General features: G+C 61.8%; 20 protein-coding genes. 7 read left to right on the top strand and 13 right to left on the bottom strand.

The window, feature by feature from the left end; all coding sequences use genetic code 11:
• Positions 1-69: 69 nt before the first annotated feature.
• Positions 70-1,248: a tetratricopeptide repeat protein gene (locus HWX91_RS19135; RefSeq protein ID WP_028200656.1), complete on the top strand. Its 1,179-nt coding sequence runs from the start codon at positions 70-72 to the stop codon at positions 1,246-1,248.
• A 98-nt stretch (positions 1,249-1,346) separates the two neighbouring features.
• Here HWX91_RS19135 and HWX91_RS19130 read toward each other — a convergent pair whose 3' ends face one another.
• On the bottom strand, positions 1,347-2,036 hold the full coding sequence (locus HWX91_RS19130; RefSeq protein WP_028200655.1) for a TetR family transcriptional regulator: 690 nt from the start codon (positions 2,034-2,036) through the stop codon (positions 1,347-1,349).
• 145 nt (positions 2,037-2,181) lie between these two features.
• On the opposite strand from HWX91_RS19130, the gene HWX91_RS19125 reads away from it, so the two are divergent.
• The 3 genes from HWX91_RS19125 to HWX91_RS19115 all read left to right on the top strand — a co-directional run bounded on the left by HWX91_RS19125 (position 2,182) and on the right by HWX91_RS19115 (position 6,479).
• Positions 2,182-3,672, top strand: coding sequence for a flavin-containing monooxygenase (locus HWX91_RS19125; RefSeq protein WP_028200654.1), 1,491 nt, complete (start codon positions 2,182-2,184; stop codon positions 3,670-3,672).
• Positions 3,673-3,755: 83 nt separating this feature from the next.
• Positions 3,756-4,754: an alpha/beta fold hydrolase gene (locus HWX91_RS19120; protein WP_028200653.1), complete on the top strand. Its 999-nt coding sequence runs from the start codon at positions 3,756-3,758 to the stop codon at positions 4,752-4,754.
• A 321-nt stretch (positions 4,755-5,075) separates the two neighbouring features.
• Entirely contained in the window at positions 5,076-6,479 is a 1,404-nt protein-coding gene (locus HWX91_RS19115; protein ID WP_028200652.1) for a methyl-accepting chemotaxis protein, read from the top strand.
• 768 nt (positions 6,480-7,247) lie between these two features.
• On the opposite strand, the gene HWX91_RS19110 is transcribed toward HWX91_RS19115, so the two are convergent.
• The 4 genes from HWX91_RS19110 to HWX91_RS19095 all read right to left on the bottom strand — a co-directional run bounded on the left by HWX91_RS19110 (position 7,248) and on the right by HWX91_RS19095 (position 11,351).
• On the bottom strand, positions 7,248-8,066 hold the full coding sequence (locus HWX91_RS19110) for an ABC transporter permease subunit (RefSeq protein ID WP_028199271.1): 819 nt from the start codon (positions 8,064-8,066) through the stop codon (positions 7,248-7,250).
• Positions 8,066-8,995, bottom strand: a complete 930-nt coding sequence (locus HWX91_RS19105) for an ABC transporter permease subunit (protein ID WP_028199272.1) — start codon at positions 8,993-8,995, stop codon at positions 8,066-8,068. The genes HWX91_RS19110 and HWX91_RS19105 overlap by 1 nt, the downstream gene beginning before the upstream one ends.
• Complete coding sequence (locus HWX91_RS19100) at positions 8,992-10,158, bottom strand: ABC transporter ATP-binding protein (protein WP_028199273.1); 1,167 nt, start codon at positions 10,156-10,158, stop codon at positions 8,992-8,994. Before HWX91_RS19100 ends, HWX91_RS19105 begins: the two co-directional genes overlap by 4 nt.
• Positions 10,159-10,250: 92 nt before the next feature.
• Positions 10,251-11,351, bottom strand: coding sequence for a polyamine ABC transporter substrate-binding protein (locus HWX91_RS19095; RefSeq protein WP_028199274.1), 1,101 nt, complete (start codon positions 11,349-11,351; stop codon positions 10,251-10,253).
• Positions 11,352-12,161: 810 nt separating this feature from the next.
• On the opposite strand from HWX91_RS19095, the gene HWX91_RS19090 reads away from it, so the two are divergent.
• Together HWX91_RS19090 and HWX91_RS19085 are read left to right on the top strand one after the other, a co-directional pair.
• On the top strand, positions 12,162-13,490 hold the full coding sequence (locus HWX91_RS19090) for a phospholipase A (protein ID WP_028199275.1): 1,329 nt from the start codon (positions 12,162-12,164) through the stop codon (positions 13,488-13,490).
• Positions 13,491-13,635: 145 nt separating this feature from the next.
• Complete coding sequence (locus HWX91_RS19085; RefSeq protein ID WP_028199276.1) at positions 13,636-13,839, top strand: DUF1289 domain-containing protein; 204 nt, start codon at positions 13,636-13,638, stop codon at positions 13,837-13,839.
• A 141-nt stretch (positions 13,840-13,980) separates the two neighbouring features.
• Here HWX91_RS19085 and HWX91_RS19080 read toward each other — a convergent pair whose 3' ends face one another.
• From HWX91_RS19080 to HWX91_RS19065, 4 genes are all read right to left on the bottom strand, one after another.
• The gene (locus HWX91_RS19080; protein ID WP_042276499.1) at positions 13,981-14,643 is read right to left on the bottom strand and encodes an OmpW/AlkL family protein; all 663 of its coding nucleotides are present in this window, start codon (positions 14,641-14,643) and stop codon (positions 13,981-13,983) included.
• A gap of 70 nt (positions 14,644-14,713) precedes the next feature.
• Complete coding sequence (locus tag HWX91_RS19075; protein ID WP_028199278.1) at positions 14,714-15,904, bottom strand: NAD(P)H-dependent flavin oxidoreductase; 1,191 nt, start codon at positions 15,902-15,904, stop codon at positions 14,714-14,716.
• Positions 15,905-16,206: 302 nt separating this feature from the next.
• Entirely contained in the window at positions 16,207-17,799 is a 1,593-nt protein-coding gene (locus HWX91_RS19070) for an ABC-F family ATPase (RefSeq protein ID WP_028199279.1), read from the bottom strand.
• Positions 17,800-17,944: 145 nt separating this feature from the next.
• Positions 17,945-18,916, bottom strand: coding sequence for an NAD(P)-dependent oxidoreductase (locus HWX91_RS19065; RefSeq protein WP_028199280.1), 972 nt, complete (start codon positions 18,914-18,916; stop codon positions 17,945-17,947).
• A gap of 171 nt (positions 18,917-19,087) precedes the next feature.
• On the opposite strand from HWX91_RS19065, the gene HWX91_RS19060 reads away from it, so the two are divergent.
• Entirely contained in the window at positions 19,088-19,294 is a 207-nt protein-coding gene (locus tag HWX91_RS19060) for a dodecin (RefSeq protein WP_028199281.1), read from the top strand.
• Between the two features lie 232 nt (positions 19,295-19,526).
• On the opposite strand, the gene HWX91_RS19055 is transcribed toward HWX91_RS19060, so the two are convergent.
• The 4 genes from HWX91_RS19055 to HWX91_RS19040 all read right to left on the bottom strand — a co-directional run bounded on the left by HWX91_RS19055 (position 19,527) and on the right by HWX91_RS19040 (position 24,412).
• Positions 19,527-20,621 carry a BMP family ABC transporter substrate-binding protein gene (locus HWX91_RS19055; protein ID WP_028199282.1) on the bottom strand — a complete coding sequence of 365 codons (1,095 nt, stop codon included), beginning with the start codon at positions 20,619-20,621 and terminating at the stop codon, positions 19,527-19,529.
• Between the two features lie 68 nt (positions 20,622-20,689).
• Positions 20,690-21,619: an ABC transporter permease gene (locus HWX91_RS19050; protein ID WP_028199283.1), complete on the bottom strand. Its 930-nt coding sequence runs from the start codon at positions 21,617-21,619 to the stop codon at positions 20,690-20,692.
• Between the two features lie 18 nt (positions 21,620-21,637).
• Positions 21,638-22,744, bottom strand: a complete 1,107-nt coding sequence (locus HWX91_RS19045; RefSeq protein WP_028199284.1) for an ABC transporter permease — start codon at positions 22,742-22,744, stop codon at positions 21,638-21,640.
• Between the two features lie 66 nt (positions 22,745-22,810).
• Positions 22,811-24,412, bottom strand: a complete 1,602-nt coding sequence (locus tag HWX91_RS19040; RefSeq protein WP_028199285.1) for an ABC transporter ATP-binding protein — start codon at positions 24,410-24,412, stop codon at positions 22,811-22,813.
• Positions 24,413-24,496 lie beyond the last annotated feature (84 nt).

The raw sequence follows: 24,496 nt of genomic DNA, 5'->3' as shown, positions 1-24,496 counted from the left end.
GCCGGCCGCCGGATACGCCGGCCGCCGGTATCAACTGAAGGAGACGGGTGCATCGCACCCGGTCCGCAAATGAAAAAGTTTCTCACAAGCGTGTTCGCGTCGCTGCTGTTCGTATCGGCTGCGGCGTTTGCTGTGCCGACGGTCCAGCAGATCGAATCCGCCATGTCGCAAGGCAACTGGCAGCAAGCCGATGCCGGTTTGAGCGAAGTGTTGCGGGCGCATCCGAACAATGCCCGCGCGCACTACCTGTACAGCCAGGTGCTCGATCGCGAAGGCCGCTATGCCGACGCCCTCGCCCAGGTGCAACAGGCCAAGACACTCGACCCACAAATCCGCTTCACCGATCCGACCCGCTTCGCGCAAACCGAAGCGCGGATCCGCAAGGACGCTGAACAGGCCGGTGGCAACACCACGAACCGCGCAGCCAACCCGTTCGTGCAGCAGAATTCGCCGGCCGTGCAGCAGTCCGCGATGGTGCCGCAGGCGCCGCAACGGCATGGCCCCGGCATCGGCATGTGGGTCGGCATCATTCTGTTGATCGGCGTGATCGCACTGGTGCTGCGCTGGACCTTGCGCCGCGCCCGCTCGCAAGACGATTCGCGCGCCGACGATGATCGCCGCGTGCAACTCAAGCGTGCGACCGAGATGCTCAACGCCGTGCGCTCGTTGAAGCTCGACGTGAAGCTTTCCACCGTGCAAGGTCATGAGGCATTGGAGAAAGAAGTCGAATCGACCGAAGAACAGTTGCGCGGTCTCGTCGAAACGCTGTCGAACGGCAAGAATCCGGTGCCGCCGTATCAGCTCGACGAACTGGAGCAGCGCATCGGCAGCATGCGCGCCCGCGCCGACGGGCGGCCCGATCCCTATGCCACACCGGCCGCCAGCACACAACAGTCGCCGTATGCACAGGAAGCCGAGCGTTTCGGCAACCCGCCGCAGCCCTATCCGCAGCAAGGACCGTATCAGCAGCAGCCGCAGGTCATCGTGCAACAAGGCGGCGGCGGTTTCGGCGGCGGCATGGGCGGTTTGCTGACCGGCGTACTGCTTGGCGAGGCGCTGAATTCCGGGCGTGATCGCGTCGTGGAACGTGACGTGATCGTCGACGACGAAACGCGCCGCCGCGGTGGCGACGGCGGCAATGGCGGCGGTCTCGACTTCGGCCAGGGCTCGAACGACTGGAACGACAACAGCGGCGGTGGCGTCGACCTGGGCAGCAACGACGATTCCAGCAGTTGGAGCGACACCTGAGCAACTGAACGCTGCTCGATATACCGCTCTCAAGCTGCAATGAAAACAGGCTCCTGTACGGAGCCTGTTTTTTTATGTCGATTCTCCCGTTAGGCTCGTCATGCCCCCACTGCCGCAGACGCCCTCACCGGCTCATGCTGCGCCAGCAGCACCGAACCCGCGAACAGCCGGACAATGAAACGCTCCGCATACGCGACCAGCGCTTCCCGGCGCGCTCCGTTCCCGTCGATGTACTCCGCTGACAGATGGAACAACTGCAGCACGATCTGCGTGCAGACTTCGTCGACGGTGGCGCGCGTGAGCGTCGGCATCAACTCCAGTTGCACGACATCGTCCGCCATTTCTGCCGACACCTCGTGGAGGTTCGCCCGCACCGCTTCACGCAGCGCCGGCGAGGTGCCGTGATACTCGACCAGCGCGCTCAGAAACGCCTCCCGATTCTCCAGTGCAAACGCAAAAAAAGCGACACACGCACGACGCGGCACGCTTTGCGGCTCGTCGTGCGCGGCCAGCCAGCGCTCGCGCCGCAACATCGGCCGCAAGCGGCGGCTCACGGATTCGACCGCCTCGCGCGCGAGGTCGTCGAGCGTGTCGAAGTGGCGATAGAACGTGTTGGGATTCAGCCCCGCCTCGCGCGCCAGTTCGCGCAGACCCAGGCTTGCAAAGCTGCGTCCGCCCGCGGTCAGACGCAACGCGGCTTCGATCAGCTTGCGCTTGCCGGGCGCAAGATCCTGCCCGGCAACCGAGCCATGGTCGGCGGCGAATGCCGCTTTGGGTACGGAGTTCATGAGCTTTCAGTCAAAGCGCGGTTCGCGCGTTTAATAGTCGTACTCTAAACGATCTTGACGCGAAGTGTACAGTTGTCTACCCTGCGCGTTATGCGGGTGTAGACATATGTAGACACCCTGATTCTGTCTACCCTGGAGACCCGCCGTGACGCCTGCTTCATCCGCCCAACCCGCCGCGCCACGCATTGCCATAGTAGGCAGCGGATTTGCGGGCATCGGCATGGCGATCCGCCTTCTGCAGATGGGCATCACGTCGTTCACGATTTACGAGGCAGCCGGCGATATTGGCGGCACCTGGCGCGACAACACCTACCCCGGCGCGGCTTGCGATGTGCCGTCGCATCTATATTCGTTTTCGTTCGAGCCGAATCCGGCGTGGTCGCGCGCGTTCGGCGGCCAGGCGGAAATCTTCGCTTATCTCAAGCATTGCGTGCGCAAATATGGTGTCGATCGCTATGTGCGCTGCAATGCGGGCGTGGTCTCGGCCCGTTTCGACGAAGCGCGGCAAACCTGGCAAGTCGAGATCGACTCAAACGGCACACGCGAAAACATCGAGGCCGATGTGGTAATCGCCGCGAGCGGCCCGTTATCGCGGCCGGCCATGCCGCAAATCGCGGGGCTCGAACGTTTCGCAGGCAAACTGTTTCATTCGGCGCGCTGGGACCACCACTATCCGCTCGAAGGCAAGCGCGTGGCGGTGATCGGCACCGGCGCCAGCGCAATCCAGTTCGTGCCGCAGATCCAGCCACGCGTCGCCCGACTCGAACTGTTCCAGCGCACCGCGCCATGGATCATGCCCAAGCCGGACAAACCGGTCGGTCCGCGCGCGCGATGGTTGTTCCGCCATCTGCCGTTCACGCAGCGCTTCGTGCGCAACGCGATCTACTGGCAACTCGAATCGCGCGCGGTGGCGTTCGTCGTCAATCCGAAACTGATGAAGTTGCCGATGAAGTTCGGCATGAGCTATCTGGAGCGGCGCGTCAAGGACCCCGCGCTGCGCGCCAGGCTGACGCCGAACTACCGGCTCGGCTGCAAGCGCGTGCTGCTGTCGAGTGACTACTATCCGGCGCTCTGCCAGCCGAACGTCGACGTGGTGACGACCGGCATTCGCGAAATCGTCGCCGACGGCATCGTGACCGACGACGGCGCGCACCACCCGGTCGACGCGATCATCTGCGGCACCGGCTTCCAGGTCAACGACGTGGGCGCGCCATTCGAGGTGAGCGGCCTCGACGGCGCGGATCTTGGCGCGACGTGGCTGCGCGACGGACCGGAGGCGTATCTGGGCACCAGTGTCGCCAACTTCCCGAACTTCTTCATGATTGTCGGCCCGAATACCGGCCTCGGTCATAACTCGATGATCTACATGATCGAGTCGCAGGTGCAGTACATCGCCGATTGCCTGCGCGTGCTGCGCCGACGCAAGGCTCGCACCATGAACCTGCGGGCGGACGTGCAGCGCGAATTCAATGAACGTCTGCAAAAGCAGATGCAGCACTCCGTGTGGGTTAGCGGCTGCCATAGCTGGTATCAGACGAAAAGCGGCAAGGTCACGGCATTGTGGCCGGGTTTCACATTCAGTTTTCGCAAACGCACGCGGCGTGTGCGGCCGCACGATTATCGCTTCGCGCCTTAAGGCGGCGTGCGGGGGCTGAGAGGCTGCTCGCGAGACCGATGACGCTGGGACGATCTGCTTCAAACTAAAGGGAGACAACAATCATGGCAAGCATCGAATCCGCAACGCCCGGAACACCAGCATCAACCGCGCCACTGCCGCCCCGCTCGCTCGCCGCGCGCCTCGGCATCACCAGTGTGCCGCGCACCGAGTTACAGCGGCGCTATACGCAAAGCGGCTCGAAGTTCGTCAAGATCATGGGCGCCGACGTGCACTACGTCGACGAAGGCAGCGGCGATACGATCGTGATGATTCACGGTTTCGCCTCTTCGTTGCATACGTGGAATCGCGTCGCTGACGAACTCAAGCGCGAGCGTCGCGTGATCCGCCTCGATTTGCCGCCGTTCGGCGTGACCGGACCGCTGCGCTCGAACACCGGCGAGATCGAAACGATGAACCTGCCCACGTACCGGCGTTTCATCGACACGTTCATGCAGGCGCTCGGCATCTCGCGCGCGACGCTGATCGGCAACTCGCTCGGCGGCCTGATTTCGTGGGATTACGCGGTGCGCCACCGCGAGGCCGTCGAGCGGCTCGTCCTGATCGACTCGGCCGGATTTCCGATGAAACTGCCGATCTACATTGGCCTCTTCAATAGCGCGCTGGTGCGGGTCAGTTCGCCGTGGTGGTTGCCCGAAGCCATCATCAAGAGCGCGGTGCGCAACGTGTACGGCGATCCGCGCAAGATCGATGCGGTGACGCTGCGGCGTTACGTCGAATTCTTCCACGGCGAAGGCACGCGCGCGGCGATCGGCAAGATGGTGCCGACGCTCGATTTCAAGGATATCGACACTAATGTGCTGAAGACGCTGAAGGTGCCGTCACTGGTGCTGTGGGGGGCGAAGGATCGCTGGATCCCTCCTGCGCACGCGGCCGAGTTTGCGAGCCGCATTCCCGGTGCGAAATCGGTGATGTATCCAGGACTCGGTCACATTCCGATGGAAGAGGCGCCCGAGCGCGTAATGACCGATCTGCGCGCGTTTCTCGACACGAGCGCCGAGCGTGCTCGGGACACTGGGGACAGCCGCCGCGCGCCGGTCTGACCGTTCGCTTGCACGCTACGCGCTCAACCGCCTCCGAGCAGGCGCAGCAGTCCCCAAAGGAATTTGCAGAGCATCACGATCAGTTCCCACAGGTGATAGAGCTGCTGCCAGCCGGAAACGCGTGCGAAAGAGTCGATCATGGTTGGCTGGTGAGAAATGAGTGGCGGCGGGTTGGTACGGCGAGTGCACATCATAACGACTGCGGGATACCCCGCATCAAGTCGACAGAAAGCGCGCCGTAAACATGCGAGAAGACGCGGCATCCGCAAACGGTGACCGCGCGAACCGACCCTACCCCACCGCGCCATCAAGGAGACCAGCATGACGCGTTTCAGCTTTCACCGGGCCGGCCGTTCACAAACGGTCGTCGGCGATATTGCCGCGCAAGCGGGCAAACTGGGAATAGAAATCTGCGACGTATCGGGCCACGTCGAAGAAGTGGCCGCCCGCGTGCAGCATCAGGCGCAGGTATGCCGCGCCCTGCGCGAATCCGCCGCGCAAACGCTCGCGGGCAATCATCGCATTGCCACCGCCGCGCGCGCCATGCGCAGCGTGTCGGCCGGCGCCGCAACGGGTGTGCAGGAGTCGCAGCAGACGCTGGAGGCGTCGCTCGCCGACATTCACGGGCTGGTGGAAGGCGTGACGGTGATCGAGAGCCAGATTGGCGCGCTGCGCAGTGCGTTGGCGCATGTGAGCCGCGTCTCTGAGGAGATCTCGCTGATCGCCCGTCAGACGCATTTGCTGGCCCTCAACGCCGCGATCGAAGCTGCGCGCGCCGGCGACTCCGGCAAGAGTTTCGCGGTAGTGGCAGCCGAGGTGAAGAACCTGTCGGCGAAGACCGCGCAGGCGACCGGCCAGATCGAAACGACGCTGGCACAGCTCACTCAGCAGACCGAGCAGTTGATCAGCGAAGGCTCGATGAATACGGCGCGTGCGCACCGGGTTCGTGAGGGCACCCGCAAGATCGGTGACGTCGTGCATGCGACGGGCGATGCGATTACGCAGCTCAACGACGAAGCTGGGCAAATCGCCGCGCTGACTGGGGAGATCGAGACGCAATGCAACGGGCTTGAGGCTCAGGTGCTGGAGATGGCGAGCGGGGTCGAGGATTCGAGCGAGAACTTCGTCCAGGCGAAGGACCGGCTGGGGAATTTGCTCGGCGTATCCGAGACGTTGATCGAACTGACCGCGGCCACCGGGGTGGAGACGACGGATACGCCGTTTATCGAAGCCGTGCAGCGGGCCGCGGCGGCGGTGGGCAAGGTGTTTGAGACGGCTGTTGCTCGCGGTGAAGTGTCGATTGAGGATCTGTTCGATCAGCAGTATGTGCCTGTTGCCGGGAGCAATCCGGCTCAGTTTGTTACGCGGTTTACTGCTTTTACCGATCGGGTTCTGCCTGCGATTCAGGAGCCTTTACTCGGGCTTGATCCACGTGTTGCGTTTTGCGCTGCTGTGGACGTGCGCGGGTATTTGCCTACGCATAATCTGAAGTTTTCTTTGCCGCAGCGCGACGATGTGGTCTGGAATATGGCGAATTGCCGGAATCGGCGCATGTTCGATGATCGTACCGGGATTGCGGCTGCGTCGCATGTCAAGAAGTTTTTGCTGCAGACCTATCGGCGCGATATGGGTGGCGGGCAGTTTGTTTTGATGAAGGATGCGTCGGCGCCTGTGTTTGTTGCCGGGAGGCATTGGGGTGCGGTTCGGGTTGGGTATAAGGTTTGATGGTTTTTTTTGCCTGCTCGGCGGGGGGTCGTTGAGCTGGATTTTGGGCGTTGCCTTTGCTGTCGTAGTGGTCTGTTCTGTTGTTGGTCTTTTGGCCTTTCCTTGCTTTGTTAGTGGTCTATTAGCGTTGCCCCTGTGCGGGGCGGCACCTACTTTTCTTTGCCGGCCGCAAAGAAAAGTAGGCAAAAGAAAGCGGCTCACACCGCCAGCTCCTAAGCGGGTCCCCCGCGCAGCCACGGTAGTGGTGCATCTGGAATCTGTGCCCTCGCACACTCCGCGCCGTTGACAAAGCACTCATCGGCTCCCACTCCGCACTGCGTGCGTCGCGGACGGGTCTGCTTGGGAAACCTGGGGGCTTCGTTTCGCGCAGCGGGGGCCATCGGCTGCGCCTCGGCGAGGCGCCGAATGCGCCAATATCCTGGGTTTTGAGGTCGCCCCCGCGTCAATTTCGGCTGGACCACGAAACGCGACCAACGGTGTTGTGAACGGGGTATCGGCGCGCGCAGCGCCGCCGGAGGTATGACTGCCTTGTCACTGAGGCGGAGTGTGCGAGGCGACAGATTCCAGATGCACCACTACCGTGGCTGTGCGGGGGACCCACTTATGAGCTGGCGGTGTGAGCCGCTTTCTTTTGCCTACTTTTCTTTGCGGCCGGCAAAGAAAAGTAGGTGCCCCCCCGCACAGGGGGAACGCTAATAGACCACTACCAAAGCAAGGAAAGGCCAAAGAGCGAAATCAACACCACCCCCGCCGAACAGGCAAAAAAACCTAAACCGCCATAACAGCCCTCTTCCTCTCAGCCCGCTGCATAAAATAGTTCGCCAAAACCACCCCAACAGTAACAACAGCAATAAACAACGTAGCCAACGCATTCATCTCCGGATTCAACCCAAGCCGAACGCGAGAGAACACAACCAGCGGCAGCGTCGTCGACCCAGGTCCCGACAAAAACGCCGACAGAACCAGATCGTCAATCGACAAAGTGAACGACAACAGCCACCCAGAAACCAGAGCCTGCGAAATCAACGGCAACGTAATGAAGAAAAACACCTTGAGCGGTGTCGCCCCAAGATCAAGCGCGGCTTCTTCAAGAGAAGGATTCAACTCCTTCACACGCGACTGCACGATGATGGCCACATAGGAAATACACAACATCACGTGCCCGATCCAGATCGTGAAAATGCCGCGCCCGGCAGGCCACCCCAACCACTTGGCCATTTCGATGAACAGCAGCAACAACGAAATCCCCTGAATCACCTCGGGAATCACCAGCGGCGCATTGATCATCCCGGTATAAAGCGTAAACCCGCGAAACCGCCCCATGCGGGCCAGAACAAACCCGGCCCACGTACCGATAATCACCGACGCAAACGCCGTCAGCAACGCCACACGCAACGACAACCACGCCGCCGCAATCAACTCGTCGTCCTGCAACAACGCCGCATACCAGCGCGTGGAAAACCGCGTCCACACCGTGACCAGTTGCGACTCGTTGAACGAATACACAATCAGACTCACGATCGGAATGTAGAGAAACAGAAACCCGATCCCCAGGGCAATGAACTGCAAAATCCGGTTCGGCTTCATCAGCGCCTTTCCTCCATCGCCTTCGCCTGCGCGTACTGGAAAAACGCCATCGGCACCAATAACAACAACACCATCGCGCACGTCACGGCAGACGCCATCGGCCAATCGGCATTGTCGAAGAACTCATTCCACATCACGCGGCCAATCATCAACGTGTTCGCACCGCCCAGCAATTCCGGAATCACATACTCGCCGACCGCCGGAATGAACACCAGCAAACAACCCGCAATAATGCCGTTCTTCGACAACGGCAAGGTGATCTGCCAGAACGCGCGCCATGGCTTCGCGCCGAGATCGTAGGCGGCTTCCAGCAAGGTCATGTCCATCTTCACCAGATGCGCGTAAAGCGGCATCACGAGAAACGGCAGGTACGAATACACCATGCCGATATAAACCGCCGTGTTGGTGTGATACAACTCGATCGGCGTATGGATCAGCCCCGTCGACATCAGGAAGTTATTCAGCAAACCATTATTCTTCAGGATACCGATCCATGCATACACGCGAATCAGAAACGAGGTCCAGAACGGCAGCATCACCGCCATCATCAGCAAATTTCGGCTCGCCGGATTCGATCGCGCAATGTAGTACGCCATCGGATAACCGATCAGCAAACACAGCAGCGTGGACACCGCCGCGACTACCACCGAATTCACATAGGTCGCGAAATAGAGGCTGTCGGTCAGCAGAAACGCATAGTGCGACAGGTCCAGCGCGACGTGAATCACGCCATCCGTATACGTCGTGAGTTCCGTATAGGGTGGAATGCCAAGCTGCAAATCGGCAAAACTGATCTTCACGACCAGCAGGAACGGCACGAGGAAAAATAGCAGCAGCCAGATGAACGGGCCGGCCACCACTGCGGTGCGGCCGGTCAGATTGAAACGGCGCACCGGCCACGACGCGAGAGAACTGATCGAGCGCTTCATGACGTCAGCACCACACCGGCCGACGCGCTCCAGCGCACATAGACTTCGTCGCCCCAGGCGGGCGGATCGATCTCGGTCAAGGCAAGGCTCGTCACGTTGGCGATCACCGTTTTGCCGGCGTCGAGCTTCACGTGATACAGCGAATAGCCGCCCATGTAGGCGACGTTCGTCACCACGCCCTTGCCCCAGTTGTAGGTGCCTTCGGGTGGCTTGCGCGTGAGTGCGATGCGCTCGGGCCGCACCGAGATCGTCACCGGCATGCCGAGCGGCCCGGTAATGCCGTGACTTACGTAAAGACGAACCGGCAGATCGGGCGTTTCGATGAACACGTGATCGGGTTCATCTTCGACGACATTGCCGTCGAACAGATTGGTCGAGCCGATGAACTCGGCCGAAAAGCGGCTGTTCGGATACTCGTACACTTCGTGCGGCGTGCCAAGCTGGATGATCTCACCCTCGCTCATCACGGCAAGACGATCGGCCATCGTCATCGCCTCCTCCTGGTCATGCGTGACCATCATGCAGGTCACGCCGACCTTGTCGAGAATATTCACCAGTTCGATCTGCGTACGCTGACGGATCTGCTTGTCGAGTGCCGACATCGGTTCGTCGAGCAACAACAGCTTTGGCCGCTTGACGAGCGAGCGCGCGAGCGCCACCCGCTGCTGCTGACCACCGGAGAGCTGATGCGGTTTGCGCTTCGCGAAGCGGCCCATCTGCACAAGATCGAGTGCATTCTGCACACGGTCCTTCAGTTCGGCTTTCGGCACGCCCTCCTGCTTCAGGCCGAACGCGACGTTGGCCTCGACCGTCATGTGCGGAAACAGCGCATACGACTGGAACATCATGTTGACCGGCCGGCGATAAGGCGGCAATTGCGCCAGGTCTTCCCCGTCGATCAAGATCTTGCCCGACGTGATCGATTCGAGCCCGGCCAGCATGCGCAACAAGGTCGACTTGCCACAGCCGGAACTGCCGAGCAACGCAAACAGCTCGCCCTTTTTCACCGACAGGTTGACCCCTTTCACCGCGACGGTCTCGCCAAATTTCTTCACGACGTCGACGATCTGGATGAAATTCTCTGCTGCGTCGCCCGCTTGGGCGCTCAGGCCCGGAAACGGCGCGGCGGTCCCTGCCAGCGCGCCCGACTGGTCACTACTCATCACAATGCTTTACTCCGGCTTTTGACGAACAAAGCCCCCGGTGGACACCGAGGGCTTCATGATGATACTTACCCGTTCACTCCCGCTGCGAGTCAGCGGCCGGACTTGAATTCAGTCCACAGCCGCGTTTGCAGGCGCTGGATTTCCGGCGGCAGCGGCTTCAACAGGAACAGCGTCTTGATGACTTCAGGCGACGGGTACACAGCCGGGTCGTTCGCCACGTCCTTGTCCACATACTTGCGCGCTTCGAGGTTAGCGCTCGGATAGTAGACGGCGTTGGTGATCGCGGCATGGACCTGCGGCGTTTCGATGTAATTGATCCACTCGAGCGCGGCTTCCTTGTTCTTCGCGTCCTTCGGAATCGCCATCACGTCGAACCACACCGGAGCGCCGCCCTTCGGAATGTAGTACTCGATCTTGTAAGGCTTCTTCGCCTCGATCGCGCGATGCTTGGCGATCACGACGTCGCCCGACCAGCCGTAGGCGAAGCACACGTCACCGCCAACCAGATCGTTGATATAGCCCGACGAGTTGAACTGCGTGATGTACGGGCGGATCTTCTTCATCATCTCGAGCGCGGCACGGTAGTCAGCCGGATTCGTGCTCATCGGATCGCGGCCGATGTAGTGCAGCGCGGCGGCGAACATCTGGTCCGGGGCGTCGAGCACGGACACGCCGCAGGCTTTCAGCTTCGAAATGTTTTCCGGCTTGAAGAGGATGTCCCAGTTGTCGAGCGGCACATTCTTGCCGAGGATCTGCTGCGCCTTGGTGACGTTGTACGCGAGGCCGGTCGTGCCGTATGCCCAGGGTACCGTGTACTTGTTGCCGGGATCGGCGCCGGCCACGAGGGCCATCAGCGACGGGTCGAGGTATTTGAGGTTCGGCAGCTTCGATTTGTCGAGCGGCGCGAAGATGCCGGCGGCAATCTGCTTGCCGGCGTAATTGCTGGTCGGCACGACGATGTCGTAGCCCGAATTACCTGTGAGGAGCTTGGCTTGCAGCGTGTCGTCGCTGTCGTAGTTGTCGTATTTAACCTGGACGCCGGTCTGCTTGGTGAAGTTCGGAATGGTGTCCTTGGCAATGTAATCGGACCAGTTATACACGTTCAACTGCGTATCTTTCGCAGCGGCCGTCAACCAGGGCGTCGCGCACAAGACCAGCGCCGCCATTTGCACCACTACCCGTCTTTTCATTCCGTTCTCCGATCCTGACCGTCCCGAGCCGGCCATCTTCGTCCACGCCGCGGCACACCGCTCGCGGCTCCCCTGAAAAACCCGAAAACTACCATTAATTATTGCGCGCACCAAAAAAAATGCTGAGATGTCGCGCAAACGGTACAGCGCAAGCCGTGCCGCTACAAAATGGGCGCAATTTTAGCGGGTTATCGGCGCGTGTCTACCCGAAAAAAACACCAGTGGCAGCCTCGGTATTGCGCCGCTGTCCTGCCGCCCCGTTGTGGCGCCATCGCCGCTGCCGGTTTGCATCGGGGCTGCAGTCAACGGCCGCTTGCTACGAATTTTATGCCGTGCAGCTCACTCGATAGAAGCCTATACCAGCCGACACGGCAAGACGCGCGATGGGCGCGCGGCGGCTCGAAGACGGCGCGGCTTGACTCTGACGCTGGCCCGGCTGGCCTGACAGCGCGGGCTCCAGGCTGCGTTCCCCATCTGGTTCGACGGCGCGCTGTTGCGGCTGTTCGGCTGTTGCGGCTGTTGGCGTTCAGCCGATAAAGCTGATTTGGCTCGAACCATTTGCAGATGCAGTGATTTTGTAAGTATTCTCCGAACATCTCGTCGTGACCCGTGCCGCTGCCCGCAGCGGCGCGGCGCGTTTCATGCTGCCCGGTTGGCGGCCGCCGCCGGTATTCATCCGGTTGGCGCTTTGAGCCACTTTCGCGCTTTTTTCTAGCGCCCTGCGCGGCCAGTCCGGTGTGCCGGTGTGTCGTTGTTTGACACACAACCGTCGCCCGTTGGCTCGCTGCCTTGCTATCAGGACGACACCCCATGCGTTTTCACGCTTTCTTCGCTAACCTCGCCCCCGCCACGCCGCCACAAGCTCGCCACGCCATCCCGCGCATTTCACGCAGCACCTTCCTGTCCTTGCTCATTGCAATCGTCGCACTCTCCGGTGAGGCTCATGCGACGGTCGCCATGTTGCAGCCGGCGCGCGTGGCCGCCGCCGACGAACCGTTGCAACTCACCCTGCTCTATTCCGCCGACGACGCGAAGCCTCTCAAGGTCGTCGTCCCGCCGACGCTCCGCGTGAACTTGAGCAGCGCGGAACAGGCGCCGCAACCGCTCGAACTCAAGCGAGAACCCGGTGTGCCCGACACCTTGAACTTGCGGCCCGGCCAGTTTCGCAAAGTAAGGTTTTCGGCGCCCTGGCCGCAGTCAGCGCGCGGCGAAGTCCGGATCGACCCGGTGGGATTCGACGCATCGTCGGCGATTGTCGCGATCAACCGCGGGCCGCAGCAGAACGCGGTTGCCCAGGCGGAGCGTGCCGAGAGCCGGGCAACCACGCCTGCCCAGGTCGCCGAACAGGCCGCCGCCGTAGACGGGCCGACGGGGGACGCGATGTCCCCGCCCGGCGACTCGCTGGCCACCACCGGACGTGGCATTCTCTCGCACCTCTCCTACTACGAACCGATGTATTTCGCCGTCGGCCACAACGGCGATACGAACGCGAGGCTGCAGTTGAGTTTCAAATACCGCATCCTGATGCCGGACGATTTGCGCTCAAAGGCCCTGCGCGACAACCTGTATTTCGCCTACACACAGACCTCGATCTGGGATCTGTCCGCCGATTCGCGGCCGTTTCGCGACACAACCTACTCCCCGCAGTTGTTCTACTACGTGCCGGACACCGGATGGCGCAGCCCATTTTTCACGCGCATGGGTTTTGCCGCAGGCTTCGCGCACGAATCGAACGGCAAGGCAGGTTCGGACTCGCGCAGCATCAACATGCCCTTCATCCGTCCGACATGGGAATTCGGCAACCTTGAGGGTAAGCATCTGACCGTGTCGCCGAAAATCTATTACTACCTCGGCACGAGCAACAACCCCGATATCGCCGACTATCGCGGCTACGTCGATCTGCTGGTCAAATACGGCAGCGCCGACGGCTGGCAACTCGCGACCACGTTGCGCAAAGGCACCAAACACTGGTACGGCAGCATCGACTCCCAATTCACCTATCCGCTGGCCAAACTGCTGGGCAGTGCGTGGGGCGGCTATATCTGGGTGGGGTATTTCAACGGATACGGCGAGGACCTGCTCGACTACAACAACCGCCAGCACTGGATGGCGCGGATCGGGTACAGCATTTCGCGCTGACGCGCGTGATTCGGACCGGCACGAGCACTGCGTGTGGATCCGGCCAACCGTGCGTGTATCCGTGCCACGACGAGGGTCACGCCGGAGTGTGTTCGCCGCATCGGCTAACATAGCGGAACTCCGCTTTTCCGCCCCAAGGTTTCCGATGGCTTCGAATCTCCACGATCTTCCCGACAGCCCGTGCATCGGCGTCTGTTCCACGCTTTTCGACGAAGTCTGCAAAGGCTGCGGCCGCACCGCAACCGAAGTGTCCAACTGGGTATTCCTGAGCGACGAGGAAAAGCGCGCCGTTTGGGTACGCATCGAGCAGGACGGCACGGCGATGCGTTTCAAGAACGACAAGTTATAGCCCTTTGACACTGTGGCCGCCCTCACGGGCCATGCCTGTCGGCGAATCCATCTCCCGATTCGGATCGAAATTGCAATAAAAAACGCCGGAAGTTCCGGCGTTTTTGCATGAGGAGCGAGGCTTCTCCAGCGCGAACGGTGATCAGAACCGCATACCGACACCCAGGCCCACCACCAACGGATCGATATTCAGCCGGCCGAGCGGCTGACCGCCAAGCGTTGCGTCGGTGTGCATCCAGATCTTCTTGATGTCCGCGTTGACAAATAGCGATTTGGTCACCTGCACGTCTACACCGGCCTGCAATGCAGGACCGAAGCTGTGGTTGTTGATCGAGATCGACTGACCGCCCGCGCTGAGGCCGTTGTTATAGAACAACGTGTAGTTCAGACCCGCACCGACGTACGGACGGATACGCCCCGCGTGGTTGAAGTGGTACTGCAACAACAGCGTGGGCGGCAACACATTCACGCCGCCGAGATTGCCGAGACTCGAGGTCAACTGATGACGCGACGTGCCGAGAATCAGTTCGACGCCCAGGTAGTCGCGAATCATGTAGGTGAAATCCAACTCCGGCACGATGGCGTTGTTGACGCCCACATTGAGTGCCGACAGCGACTGATTGGTCTTCACGTCCGGCATGATGCTGATTGCGCGCAATCGCACCAGTACGTCGCCGGCGTGGATGCCGTTCATCTGATCGCCGCCGGCAACCTGTGCGTGCGCCTGCTGCGCCAACGCGCCCGCGCCTAACAGGCACGCTGCGACGGCAGTGGCCTTGATTCTGTTCCTGAGCGAGTGCTTCATGTGCTTCCCCGAGTGTTTGTGTGCGTGCGGGGATTGTCGAAGGTCCCGCCAGGCTTCGCGTTGACCCGCGTCAACCCAGCGAAAACGCCCATCGCCCTGCGACAGCGGGTCGCGTCGCACCGGTCAGCAGCAGTTCGATCAGGTCGTGGACGCTGCGAATGGCCGTGCCGAACGGCAACGCTTCGCGCCCGCGAAAGAACAGACCGTTGGCCACATCGCCGCGCAATGCCGCGGCGAGCCGCGTGTCGATGCAGAAGTGGCCGAACTTCTCGACACCGTCACGCCAACCGCAGACGCTTAGGCATTCAAGCGCGGTTGGACAAACGTGTTTGAGCGCACCGAGCTTGTCGCGAATTTTTGTTTCGTGGCGCAGATAGCGCATCAGCCACGGCGTTTTCACGGCGCGCGCGGGCAACCCCGTCACACTGACAAATTCGACAATGTCGTCAGGTGTTGCTTCGGCCAGCACGCGCTTGAAGTTCGGATGCGCATCACCTTCCTCGGTCACGGCGAATGGTGTGCCGAGTTGCACGCCGCTGGCGCCGGCGCTCAGGAGCTCGCGCACGGCTTCGTGACTATTGATGCCACCCGCGACGATCAAAGGCACGTCCTGCCGACTCAGGCCGAGCGAAGTGAACACCGTCTCGAGTTCCTCGAGCACACGCAGGAAGTCGAAGCGCGGGTCTTGCAGGTCGGCGAGATTGGCCACACCGAGATGACCACCCGCGTGGGCCGGATGTTCGATCACGACGGCATCGGGCAAACGGCCTTTTTTCATCCACTTCTTCAGCACCAGCGCGACACCGCGGCTATCGGACAGAATCGGGATCAGTGCGATATCGTGGGCCTGGGTCATGTCCGGCAAGTCGAGCGGCAGGCCCGCGCCCATGACGATCGCGTCAGCGCCGTTCTCGCAGGCGACGCGCACATAGTCTGCTTGCGCATTGACTGCCTTCATCACATTGACGGCAACCATGCCGCGGCCTCCGGCGAGCGCTTTGGCGGCGTGAATTTCGCGAGCCAGCGCGGTGAGGTTCGCCTGTTCGAGCGTGGCCCGATCAGGCGACTGCCGGCAAAGTTCGACCAGGTCGGCATGGTGATGGCGCAGGTCGATGCTCGCGATGGTGCCGAGTGCGCCCTCGCGGGCGACGCTGCCTGCCAGACGGTGAGCCGAGATGCCGACGCCCATGCCGCCCTGTACGATCGGAAGCAGCGAGCGGCCGCGGATAACAAGCGGGGGAAACGAGTGAGAGGTGAGCATTGACGAACCGATGGATGAACTATCGAAACGCTGATAATCGGTCGTCGGGCGCGGCGCGCGTTGTGCTGGGTCAATGAACCTGGTTAGCTGTCTGGTTTTACGTCCGATTAGTTGATCTTGGTCGCTTCACGGTGAGGTCTATGGATCTTCCGTTGCAACGCCTGCGGATCCGTGCATCTGCGAAACCAGGGGCCTTCTGGGTCGGGACAAACTGCAAGCGGAACGTTTGCCGCGTGGCATGAAAAAAGCCCGCTTCGAAAAAGCGGGCTTTGCCTGACGCGATACCGTGCAACAAGAAGCGCTTACTGCACGCCCTGGCTCAGCAGGAAGTCCTCATAGTTGCCGCCGAAGTCGTTCAGCGTGCCGTCGGTGCGCACTTCGATGATCCGGTTCGCCAGACCGCTCACGAACTCGCGGTCGTGCGACACGAAAATCAGCGTGCCTTCGTACTTGTCCAACGCGATCTGCAGCGATTCGATCGACTCCATGTCCATGTGGTTGGTCGGCTCGTCCATCAGCATCACATTGTGGCGGCCCAGCATCAGCTTGCCCCAGATCATGCGGCCCTTCTCACCACCGGAGAGCACCTTGACCGACTTGCGGATGTCGTCGGCATTGAACAGCAGACGGCCGAGCGTGCCGCGCACCATCTGCTCGTCGTCGCCTTCCTGGCGATAACCGTCGATCCATTCCATCAGCGTGACGTCGTCCGGGAATTCTTCGTACGTATCCTGCGGCATGTAACCGACGTTCGCGTTTTCGGCCCACTTCACCGTGCCGTGGTCCAGCGTGAGCTTGCCGAGCAGCGAGCGCAGCAACGTGGTCTTACCCGCGCCGTTCTCGCCGATGATCGCGATACGCTCGCCCGGCTGCACGCTGATGCTGAAATCGTTGAAGATCGTGCGCTCGTACTTCTTCGAGATCTTGTCCGCCACCACCGCGATGTTGTGCAGCTTCTTCTCGTACTCGAAGCGGATGAACGGGTTCTGTCGCGACGACGGCTTGAATTCCTCGATCTTGATCTTGTCGATCATCTTCAGACGGCTGGTAGCCTGACGCGCCTTCGACTTGTTAGCCGAGAAGCGGCGCACGAAATCCTGCAGGTCGGCAACACGCTCCTTCGCCTTGGCGTTGGCGTTCTGCTGACGCTCGCGCGCCTGCGTGCTGGCCAGCATGTAGTCGTCGTAATTGCCCGGATAGACCTTCAGCGTGCCGAAGTCCATGTCGGCCATGTGCGTGCAGACCTGGTTCAAAAAGTGACGATCGTGCGAGATGATGATCATCGTCGAGTTGTACTGGTTGAGCACGTCTTCCAGCCAACGGATCGAGTTGATGTCCAGGTTATTGGTCGGTTCGTCCAGCAGCAGCACGTCCGGCTTCGAGAACAACGCCTGTGCGAGCAGCACGCGCAGTTTCCAGCCCGGCGCGACATTGCTCATCGGGCCGTTGTGATCTTCGATCGCGATACCGATGCCAAGCAGCAGCTCGCCCGCGCGCGCTTCGGCGGTGTAACCGTCGTACTCGGCGAACTTCGCCTCGAGTTCGGCGGCGTGCATGTAGTCGTCGTCAGTCGCATCCGGGTTCGCGTAGATCGCGTCGCGCTCGGTCATGGCGGCCCACATTTCCGTGTGGCCCATCATCACGACGTCGAGCACGCGCACGTCTTCATACGCGAACTGATCCTGGCGCAGCTTGCCGAGGCGGACGTTCGGTTCGAGCATCACGTTGCCGGAGCTCGGTTCCAGATCGCCCCCCAGAATCTTCATGAAGGTGGATTTCCCGCAGCCGTTCGCACCGATCAGGCCATACCGGTTCCCTTCCCCGAATTTGACCGAGATGTTTTCGAAGAGGGGCTTTGGCCCGAATTGCATGGTGATATTGGCGGTAGACAGCACGGCGCGTCCTTAAAGGTGATATCGGCGAATAACCCAATATTTTAGCAGGTTATCGAGAAATCGACCCACACAGGCGCCGCGCCCGCGTGTTGTGACGCCGTGTTCACGTTACGTTCACGCCACGTTGATACGGACCGCCGCCCTTCTAGCCGCAGCGCGGCGTCTGCAAAACGTCGATGAAGGCCGACAGATCGGCCTCGGCAAGCCCCATCGCGGCGCCAAGCCGCAACAGTTGCTGGACTGTCGATGAAACCGGCATCGGCGTGCCGGTTTCATACGCAGTCGCGGCAACGGTGTCGACGTCCTTCTGGAACGTGCGGAATGCGCCGATCGGCGCGAGGCCGCTTTGCGTCATACGCGGCACGAAAGTCTGCAGCAACACCGAATCGGCCCAGCCGCCGGCCAGGCCCTGCGTGAGTTTGGCGGCATCGATGCCGCTGCGCTGCGCAAGGCTCACTGCCTCGGCAATCGCCGCAACAGTCGCGGTGACGATGGCCTGATTACAGAGTTTGGTGGTTTGCCCCGCGCCGACCTCGCCCATATGGGTGACGCGGGCGGAGTACGCGCCGAGCAGCGGCGTCACCGCCTCGACGTCCGCTATGGCGCCGCCCGCCATGATCGCCAGCGTGCCTGCCGTCGCGCCCGCGACGCCGCCTGATACAGGTGCGTCGATCCAGCCGATGCTAGCCGTGCGCCCACTCTCAAGCGCTTGCCCAGACTTGCCACCGCTCGCGGCCGCCCCTGCCATACCTGCCGCCCCAGTTACGCCGGCAACCGTCGCCGCACGCTGCGCGAATGCCCTCGTCGCGGCCGGGGGAATGCTCGAGTGATCGACGATCCAGCGCACCCGTGCCGGCGCCGCGGCATCCGCGCTCAGCAGCCCTTCCGCGCCGAATACCGTTTCCTCAACCGCCGCTGCATCCGCGACACAGAGCAGCACCACTTCGCATCGCGAGGCCAGTTCGCGCGGTGTGTCGACCACCGTGGCGCCGTCCGCCAATAACGCTTCCGCCTTGGCCCGCGTGCGATTCCAGACATGCACGGTATGCCCCGCGCGCAGCAGATGCCGGATCATCGGCGCGCCCATCAGACCGGGACCGCAAAAACCAATTTCCACTTTCAAGCCTCGTCAGATTTCGGATGGAGTTGCGCGGACATCATAACGGCGTCGCCTCGCCGCGGCATATCGGGCACGCGATGTGCGGGATGACTGGCCCATACGAAGACACCGGGCGCCATCCATTGCCTATACTTTTTTCACACCAACGAAGACCAAAGGAGGAAGTTCATGTCAGATCACGTCTACAAACAAATCGAACTGACCGGCTCATCGACCAAATCGATCGACGACGCAATCAGCACTGCGATTGCAAAAGCGTCGAAGACGCTGCGCAACCTGCACTGGTTCGAAGTGACGGAAACGCGGGGCCAGATCGAGAACGACAAGGTTGCTTACTGGCAGGTGACCATCAAGGTCGGCTTGCGCATCGACTAGCGCTGAGCCCGAGCGTCTGAAACGATCCTCAATAGATAATCCGAAGCAAAAAAAAGCTGCGTCCGCAGTGGACGCAGCACCTTAAAGCAGCGGTTGCTGAAACCGCCGCCTGGTCGATCGCGATCCTGTCGATTGTTACTTGTTACTCGTCACGCGTTACGCGCCAGATCGCGACCCGGCCCGCAATCACACGACCCGCACGCGACCCCACGCAATACCCGCGTAAGCCAGATTACTTCGGCAACGAGCCGTCCACGCCTTCCACATACCAGTTCAGGCGTTGCAGTTCCGGATCGGTCAGCGTCTTGCCTGCCGGCACCTTCACCGTGCCGGACTGGTCCTTGATCGGCCCGGTGAACACGTCCCACTTGCCGCCAGCCAGTTCATCGCGCTTCGCCGCGACCTGCTTCATCGCGTCAGCCGGAATCGCCGACGTATTCAGATCTTCGAGATTGACGGCTTTCTGCGGAATACCCCACCACACCGGATCGTTCTTCCACTTGCCGTCCAGCACCTGCTGGATCGCCGCGTTGTAATACACGCCCCAGTGCGCGACCACCGATCCAAGGTGCGCGTCCGGACCGAACTTCTTCATATCCGAATCCCAGCCAAACGCGTGCACGTGCTTTTCCGATGCGGTCGCGAGCGTCGCGCTCGAATCGGTGTTTTGCAGCAACACGTCGGCGCCCTGGCCGATCAACGTTTCAGCGGCCTGCTTTTCCTTGCCCGGATCGAACCAGCTGTTGATCCAGATGACCTTGGTATGAATCTTCGGATTCACCGAACGCGCGCCGAGCGTGTACGCGTTGATGTTGCGAACCACTTCAGGAATCGGCACCGAAGCCACGAAGCCGAGCGTGTTGGTTTTCGTCACATAGCCCGCAGCGACGCCGGCCAGATACGCGCCTTGATACATCCGCACGTCATAGGTGCCGAAATTCGGCGCCTTCTTGTAGCCGGTTGCGTGCAGGAACACGGTGTCGGGGAAATCCTTAGCGACTTTCAGTTCGAAGTCCTGATAGCCGAAGCTCGAGCCGATGATGATCTTGTTGCCCTTGTTCGCCAGATCGCGGAACACGCGTTCCGAGTCGGCCGATTCCGGCACGTTCTCGATGCGGGTGATCTTGATCTTGCTGCCGAATTTCGCCTCGGCTTCCTTTGAACCCTGGTCGTGCGCATACGTCCAGCCCGCATCGCCAGGATTGCCGAGGTAGACGAACGCGACGCCCGGCGCATCGGCCGCCTGCGCGGTTTGCGCGAGCGGCGCGGCCAGCGCCAGCGAGGCCGCGCCCCAGGCGAAGGCGGTCAGCAGATTTCTTCTCTTCATGTTTTCTCCTGTCGTGTTTTGTCGATTGATTTGAAACGTGTGGTCGGTCATATGAAACGGCGACCGCGTCAGCTCGCCGAGAAAAACGGCTTGCCGAGCGACGCAGGCGCATTCAGACGAATCGTGTTCGGGTTGCGAGAGATCAGCACCAGCACGACGACGGTCGCAATGTACGGCAACATCGCGAGAAACTGCGTCGGCACCGGCACGCCGATCGCCTGCGCGTAAAACTGCAAACCGGTCACGGCGCCGAACAGCAGCGCGCCGATCAGCAGGCGTCCCGGGCGCCAGGTCGCGAACACCACCAGCGCGAGCGCGATCCAGCCGCGGCCGGAGGTGAGCTGTTCCTGCCACAGATGCAGGTTGACGATCGAATAGTAGCCACCCGCGAGACCCGCCATACCGCCACCGAAGGCCACCGCGCCGTAACGCACGCCGATCACCGGAAAGCCGACCGAATGCGCGACCTGCGGCGATTCGCCGACCGAGCGCAGCACAAGCCCGGCACGCGTGCGGTACAGGAACCAGCCGATCACCGCGAACATCAGGAACGCAAGGTAGTCGAGGGGCGTAAGGCTGAAGAACGCGGGCCCGAGTACGGGAATCTTCGAGAGAACGGGAATGGGCCACGTGTCGATCGTCGCGCGCACGGCGGCGGACGTGTACGGCTTGCCGACATAGGCCGACAGACCAATGCCGAAGATGGTCAACGACAAGCCGGTGGCGACCTGGTTGGCCAGCATGGTCAGCGTGAGGAACGCGAACAGCAGCGACATCGCGAGACCGGCGCCGATCGCGGCAAGCACGCCGAGCCACGGGTTGCCGGTAATAGCGGTGACGGCGTAGCCGGTCACGGCGCCCATCAGCATCATGCCTTCGACGCCAAGATTGAGCACGCCCGACTTCTCGGTGACGAGTTCGCCCGCGCCCGCGAACATCAGCGGAATCGCGGCGGTAACGGCGCTCGAAGTGAGCGCGCTGGCTTGTTGAATATCCATGGAGATCCGCCGGGAGAATCAGTGGGCTTGCGCGGCGGCGGAGCGCCGGCGCACGCGATAGTTCACGAACAGGTCGGCGCCCAGCAGGCAGAACAGCAGCAGCCCCTGGAACACGCCGGAGAGCGCCTGCGGCAATTGCATCGAGGTCTGCACCGCTTCGCCGCCGAGGTATAGCAACGCCATCAGCAGGCTCGCGAGCACGATGCCGATCGGATGCAGCCGTCCGACGAACACGACGATGATCGCGGTAAAGCCGTAACCCGGCGACCACGTCGCCTGCAACTGGCCGATCGGACCGGCGATCTCGCCCATACCGGCGAGTCCCGCGAGGCCGCCGCTGATCAGGAGCGACGTCCAGATGGTCTTCTTGTCGGAGAAACCGGCGTAGCGCGCGGCGAGCGGCGCGAGGCCGCCGACATTCATCCGGTAACCCGCGAAGCTCTTGCGCATGAACAGCCACACGCACGGAATCGCGATCAGCGTGATGAAAATGGAAGCGTTCAGGCGCGTGCCGCGTAACCATTTCCAGTGCCAGTCGCCGGAAAACGTCGGGTACAACGCGTCGCCGCTGAACATCTCCGAGAGCGGGAAATTCATGCCTTGCGGATCGCGCCACGGACCGCTCACCAGATAGATCAGCAACTGCGTGGCTACATACGTGAGCATCAGGCTGACGAGAATCTCGTTGGTATTGAAGCGGCTTTTCAGCAGCGCGGGGATCGCGGCCCACGCCATGCCGCCGAGCACGCCGGCGATCATCATGGTCGGCAGAATCCACCAGCCGGTGGCCTGATCGAAATAGATCGCGACGCCGCTCGCGGCAATGCCGCCGAGCAGCATCTGCCCTTCAGCGCCGATGTTCCAGACGTTGGCGCGATAGCCGATCGCAAGGCCAAGGCCGATCAGGCACAAGGGCGAGGCCTTCAGCAGCAGTTCGGACCAGCCATTCACGCTGGAGAGCGGTTCGATAAAGAACGCATGCATGGCTTCGAGCGGATCGCGGCCCACCAGGCCGAAGATCAGAAAGCCGATTACGAGCGTAAGCAACGCGGCAATCAGTGGTACGGCGAGCTGCATCGTGCGCGACGGCGTCGTGCGAGCTTCGAGTCGATACGGAAGAATCATGGGAGCGTGTGCTTATGTCTGGTTCTGGTTTTTTAACGTCGATCGGTTGCCCAATCGGACATCTGCTCAGGCATGCGCCGGCTGTTCCGCCGACGGCGCCGAGCCCTCGCGGTCTCCGAACAGGCCCGCCATCCAGCGGCCGATTTCCTCGGCATTGGTCGCCCCCGTGGCACGCACCGGTGAGAGTCTGCCGCCCGCAAGCACCGCGATGCGATCGCAAATGTCGAACAACTCCTCCAGTTCTTCCGAGATCACCAGAATCGCCACGCCGCGCGCGGACAGGTCGAGCAACTGCTGACGAATGAACGCTGCCGCGCCGACGTCGACGCCCCAAGTCGGCTGCGCGACCACCAGCACCTTGGGCGCCTGCAGAATCTCGCGCCCCATGATGTATTTCTGCAGATTGCCGCCGGAGAGACTTTGCGCCAACGCTTCGGAGCCACCGCACCGGACGTCGAAGGCTTCAATGCAACGTTTCGCGAAAGTGCGCATCGCGCCGGCCTTGATCCAGCCTGCGTTGACCATCTGCTGACGATGCGCGGTAAGCAACGCGTTTTCCGACAGGCTCATCGCCGGCACCGCGCCGCGGCCGAGACGCTCTTCGGGCACGAAGCCGAAACCGAGCGCGCGCCGGCCGCCCGCGCCGAGGCGGCCGGCCGCCTTGCCGCAGATCGTGACCGCATCGGCGCGCGTGCCGCGCTTTTCGCCCGACAGAGCCGACAGCAGTTCGGCCTGCCCATTACCCGACACGCCCGCAATGCCGAAGATCTCGCCGGCATGCACGCCGAACGACACGTCATGCAGCGAGGTGCCAAACGGGTCGTCGCTCTCCACCGACAACTGTTTTACATCGAGCAGCACGGTGCCCGGCTTGTGCTCACGCCGGGTGTAATCGGGCAGCGAATGGCCGACCATCAATTGCGCGAGCGACGCGTGCGTCTCTTCTTTCGGCTTGACGTGACCGGTCACGCGACCGCCGCGCATCACCGTGGCGGTGTCGCACAGCGCCTGGATTTCGTCGAGCTTGTGGCTGATGTAGAGGATGCTGCACCCTTCCGCCGCGAGGCGCCGCAGCGTCTCGAAGAGCTTACGGACCGCTTGCGGCGTGAGCACCGAAGTCGGTTCGTCCATTATCAGCAGACGCGGGTTCTGCAGCAGGCAACGCACGATTTCGACGCGTTGCCGCTCGCCCACCGTCAGGCTATGCACGTGTCGCTGCGGGTCGATGTCGAGGCCGTAGTCGGCGGAGACTTCGCGAATCCGCTTCGCCAGCGTCTTCAGATCGAACGGCTCGTCGAGTGCGAGCGCAATGTTTTCGCCGACCGTGAGCGTCTCGAACAGCGAAAAATGCTGGAACACCATGCCGATGCCGAGCTTGCGCGCCGCCGCCGGGCTCGCGATCTCGACCGGCTGGCCTTCCCAGCGAATCTCGCCGGCGTCGGGCCGCACCGCGCCGTAGATGATTTTCATCAGCGTGCTTTTGCCGGCGCCGTTTTCGCCGAGCACGGCATGGATTTCACCCGGCGCGACGATCAACGTGACGTCGTCGTTGGCGCGCACGGCCGGGTACTGTTTGGTGATGCCCTGAAGCATCAACCGGGGCGCCGCCTGTTCCGGCCTGCTTGCCGGCTGCGCGGCGGCGCCGTCGCTATAAGAAGAGTCGCTCATGTGATTCCGTAGTACGTCAGAGACTGCCGGTCGCAGCGCGTCCGCCCGCTCTGTCAGCGAGCGATCCGTCACCACAACCGGATG

The organism is Paraburkholderia fungorum, assembly GCF_902833645.1.
GTDB classification, from domain to species: domain Bacteria; phylum Pseudomonadota; class Gammaproteobacteria; order Burkholderiales; family Burkholderiaceae; genus Paraburkholderia; species Paraburkholderia fungorum.
This window is presented reverse-complemented; position numbering and strand designations above follow the sequence as displayed.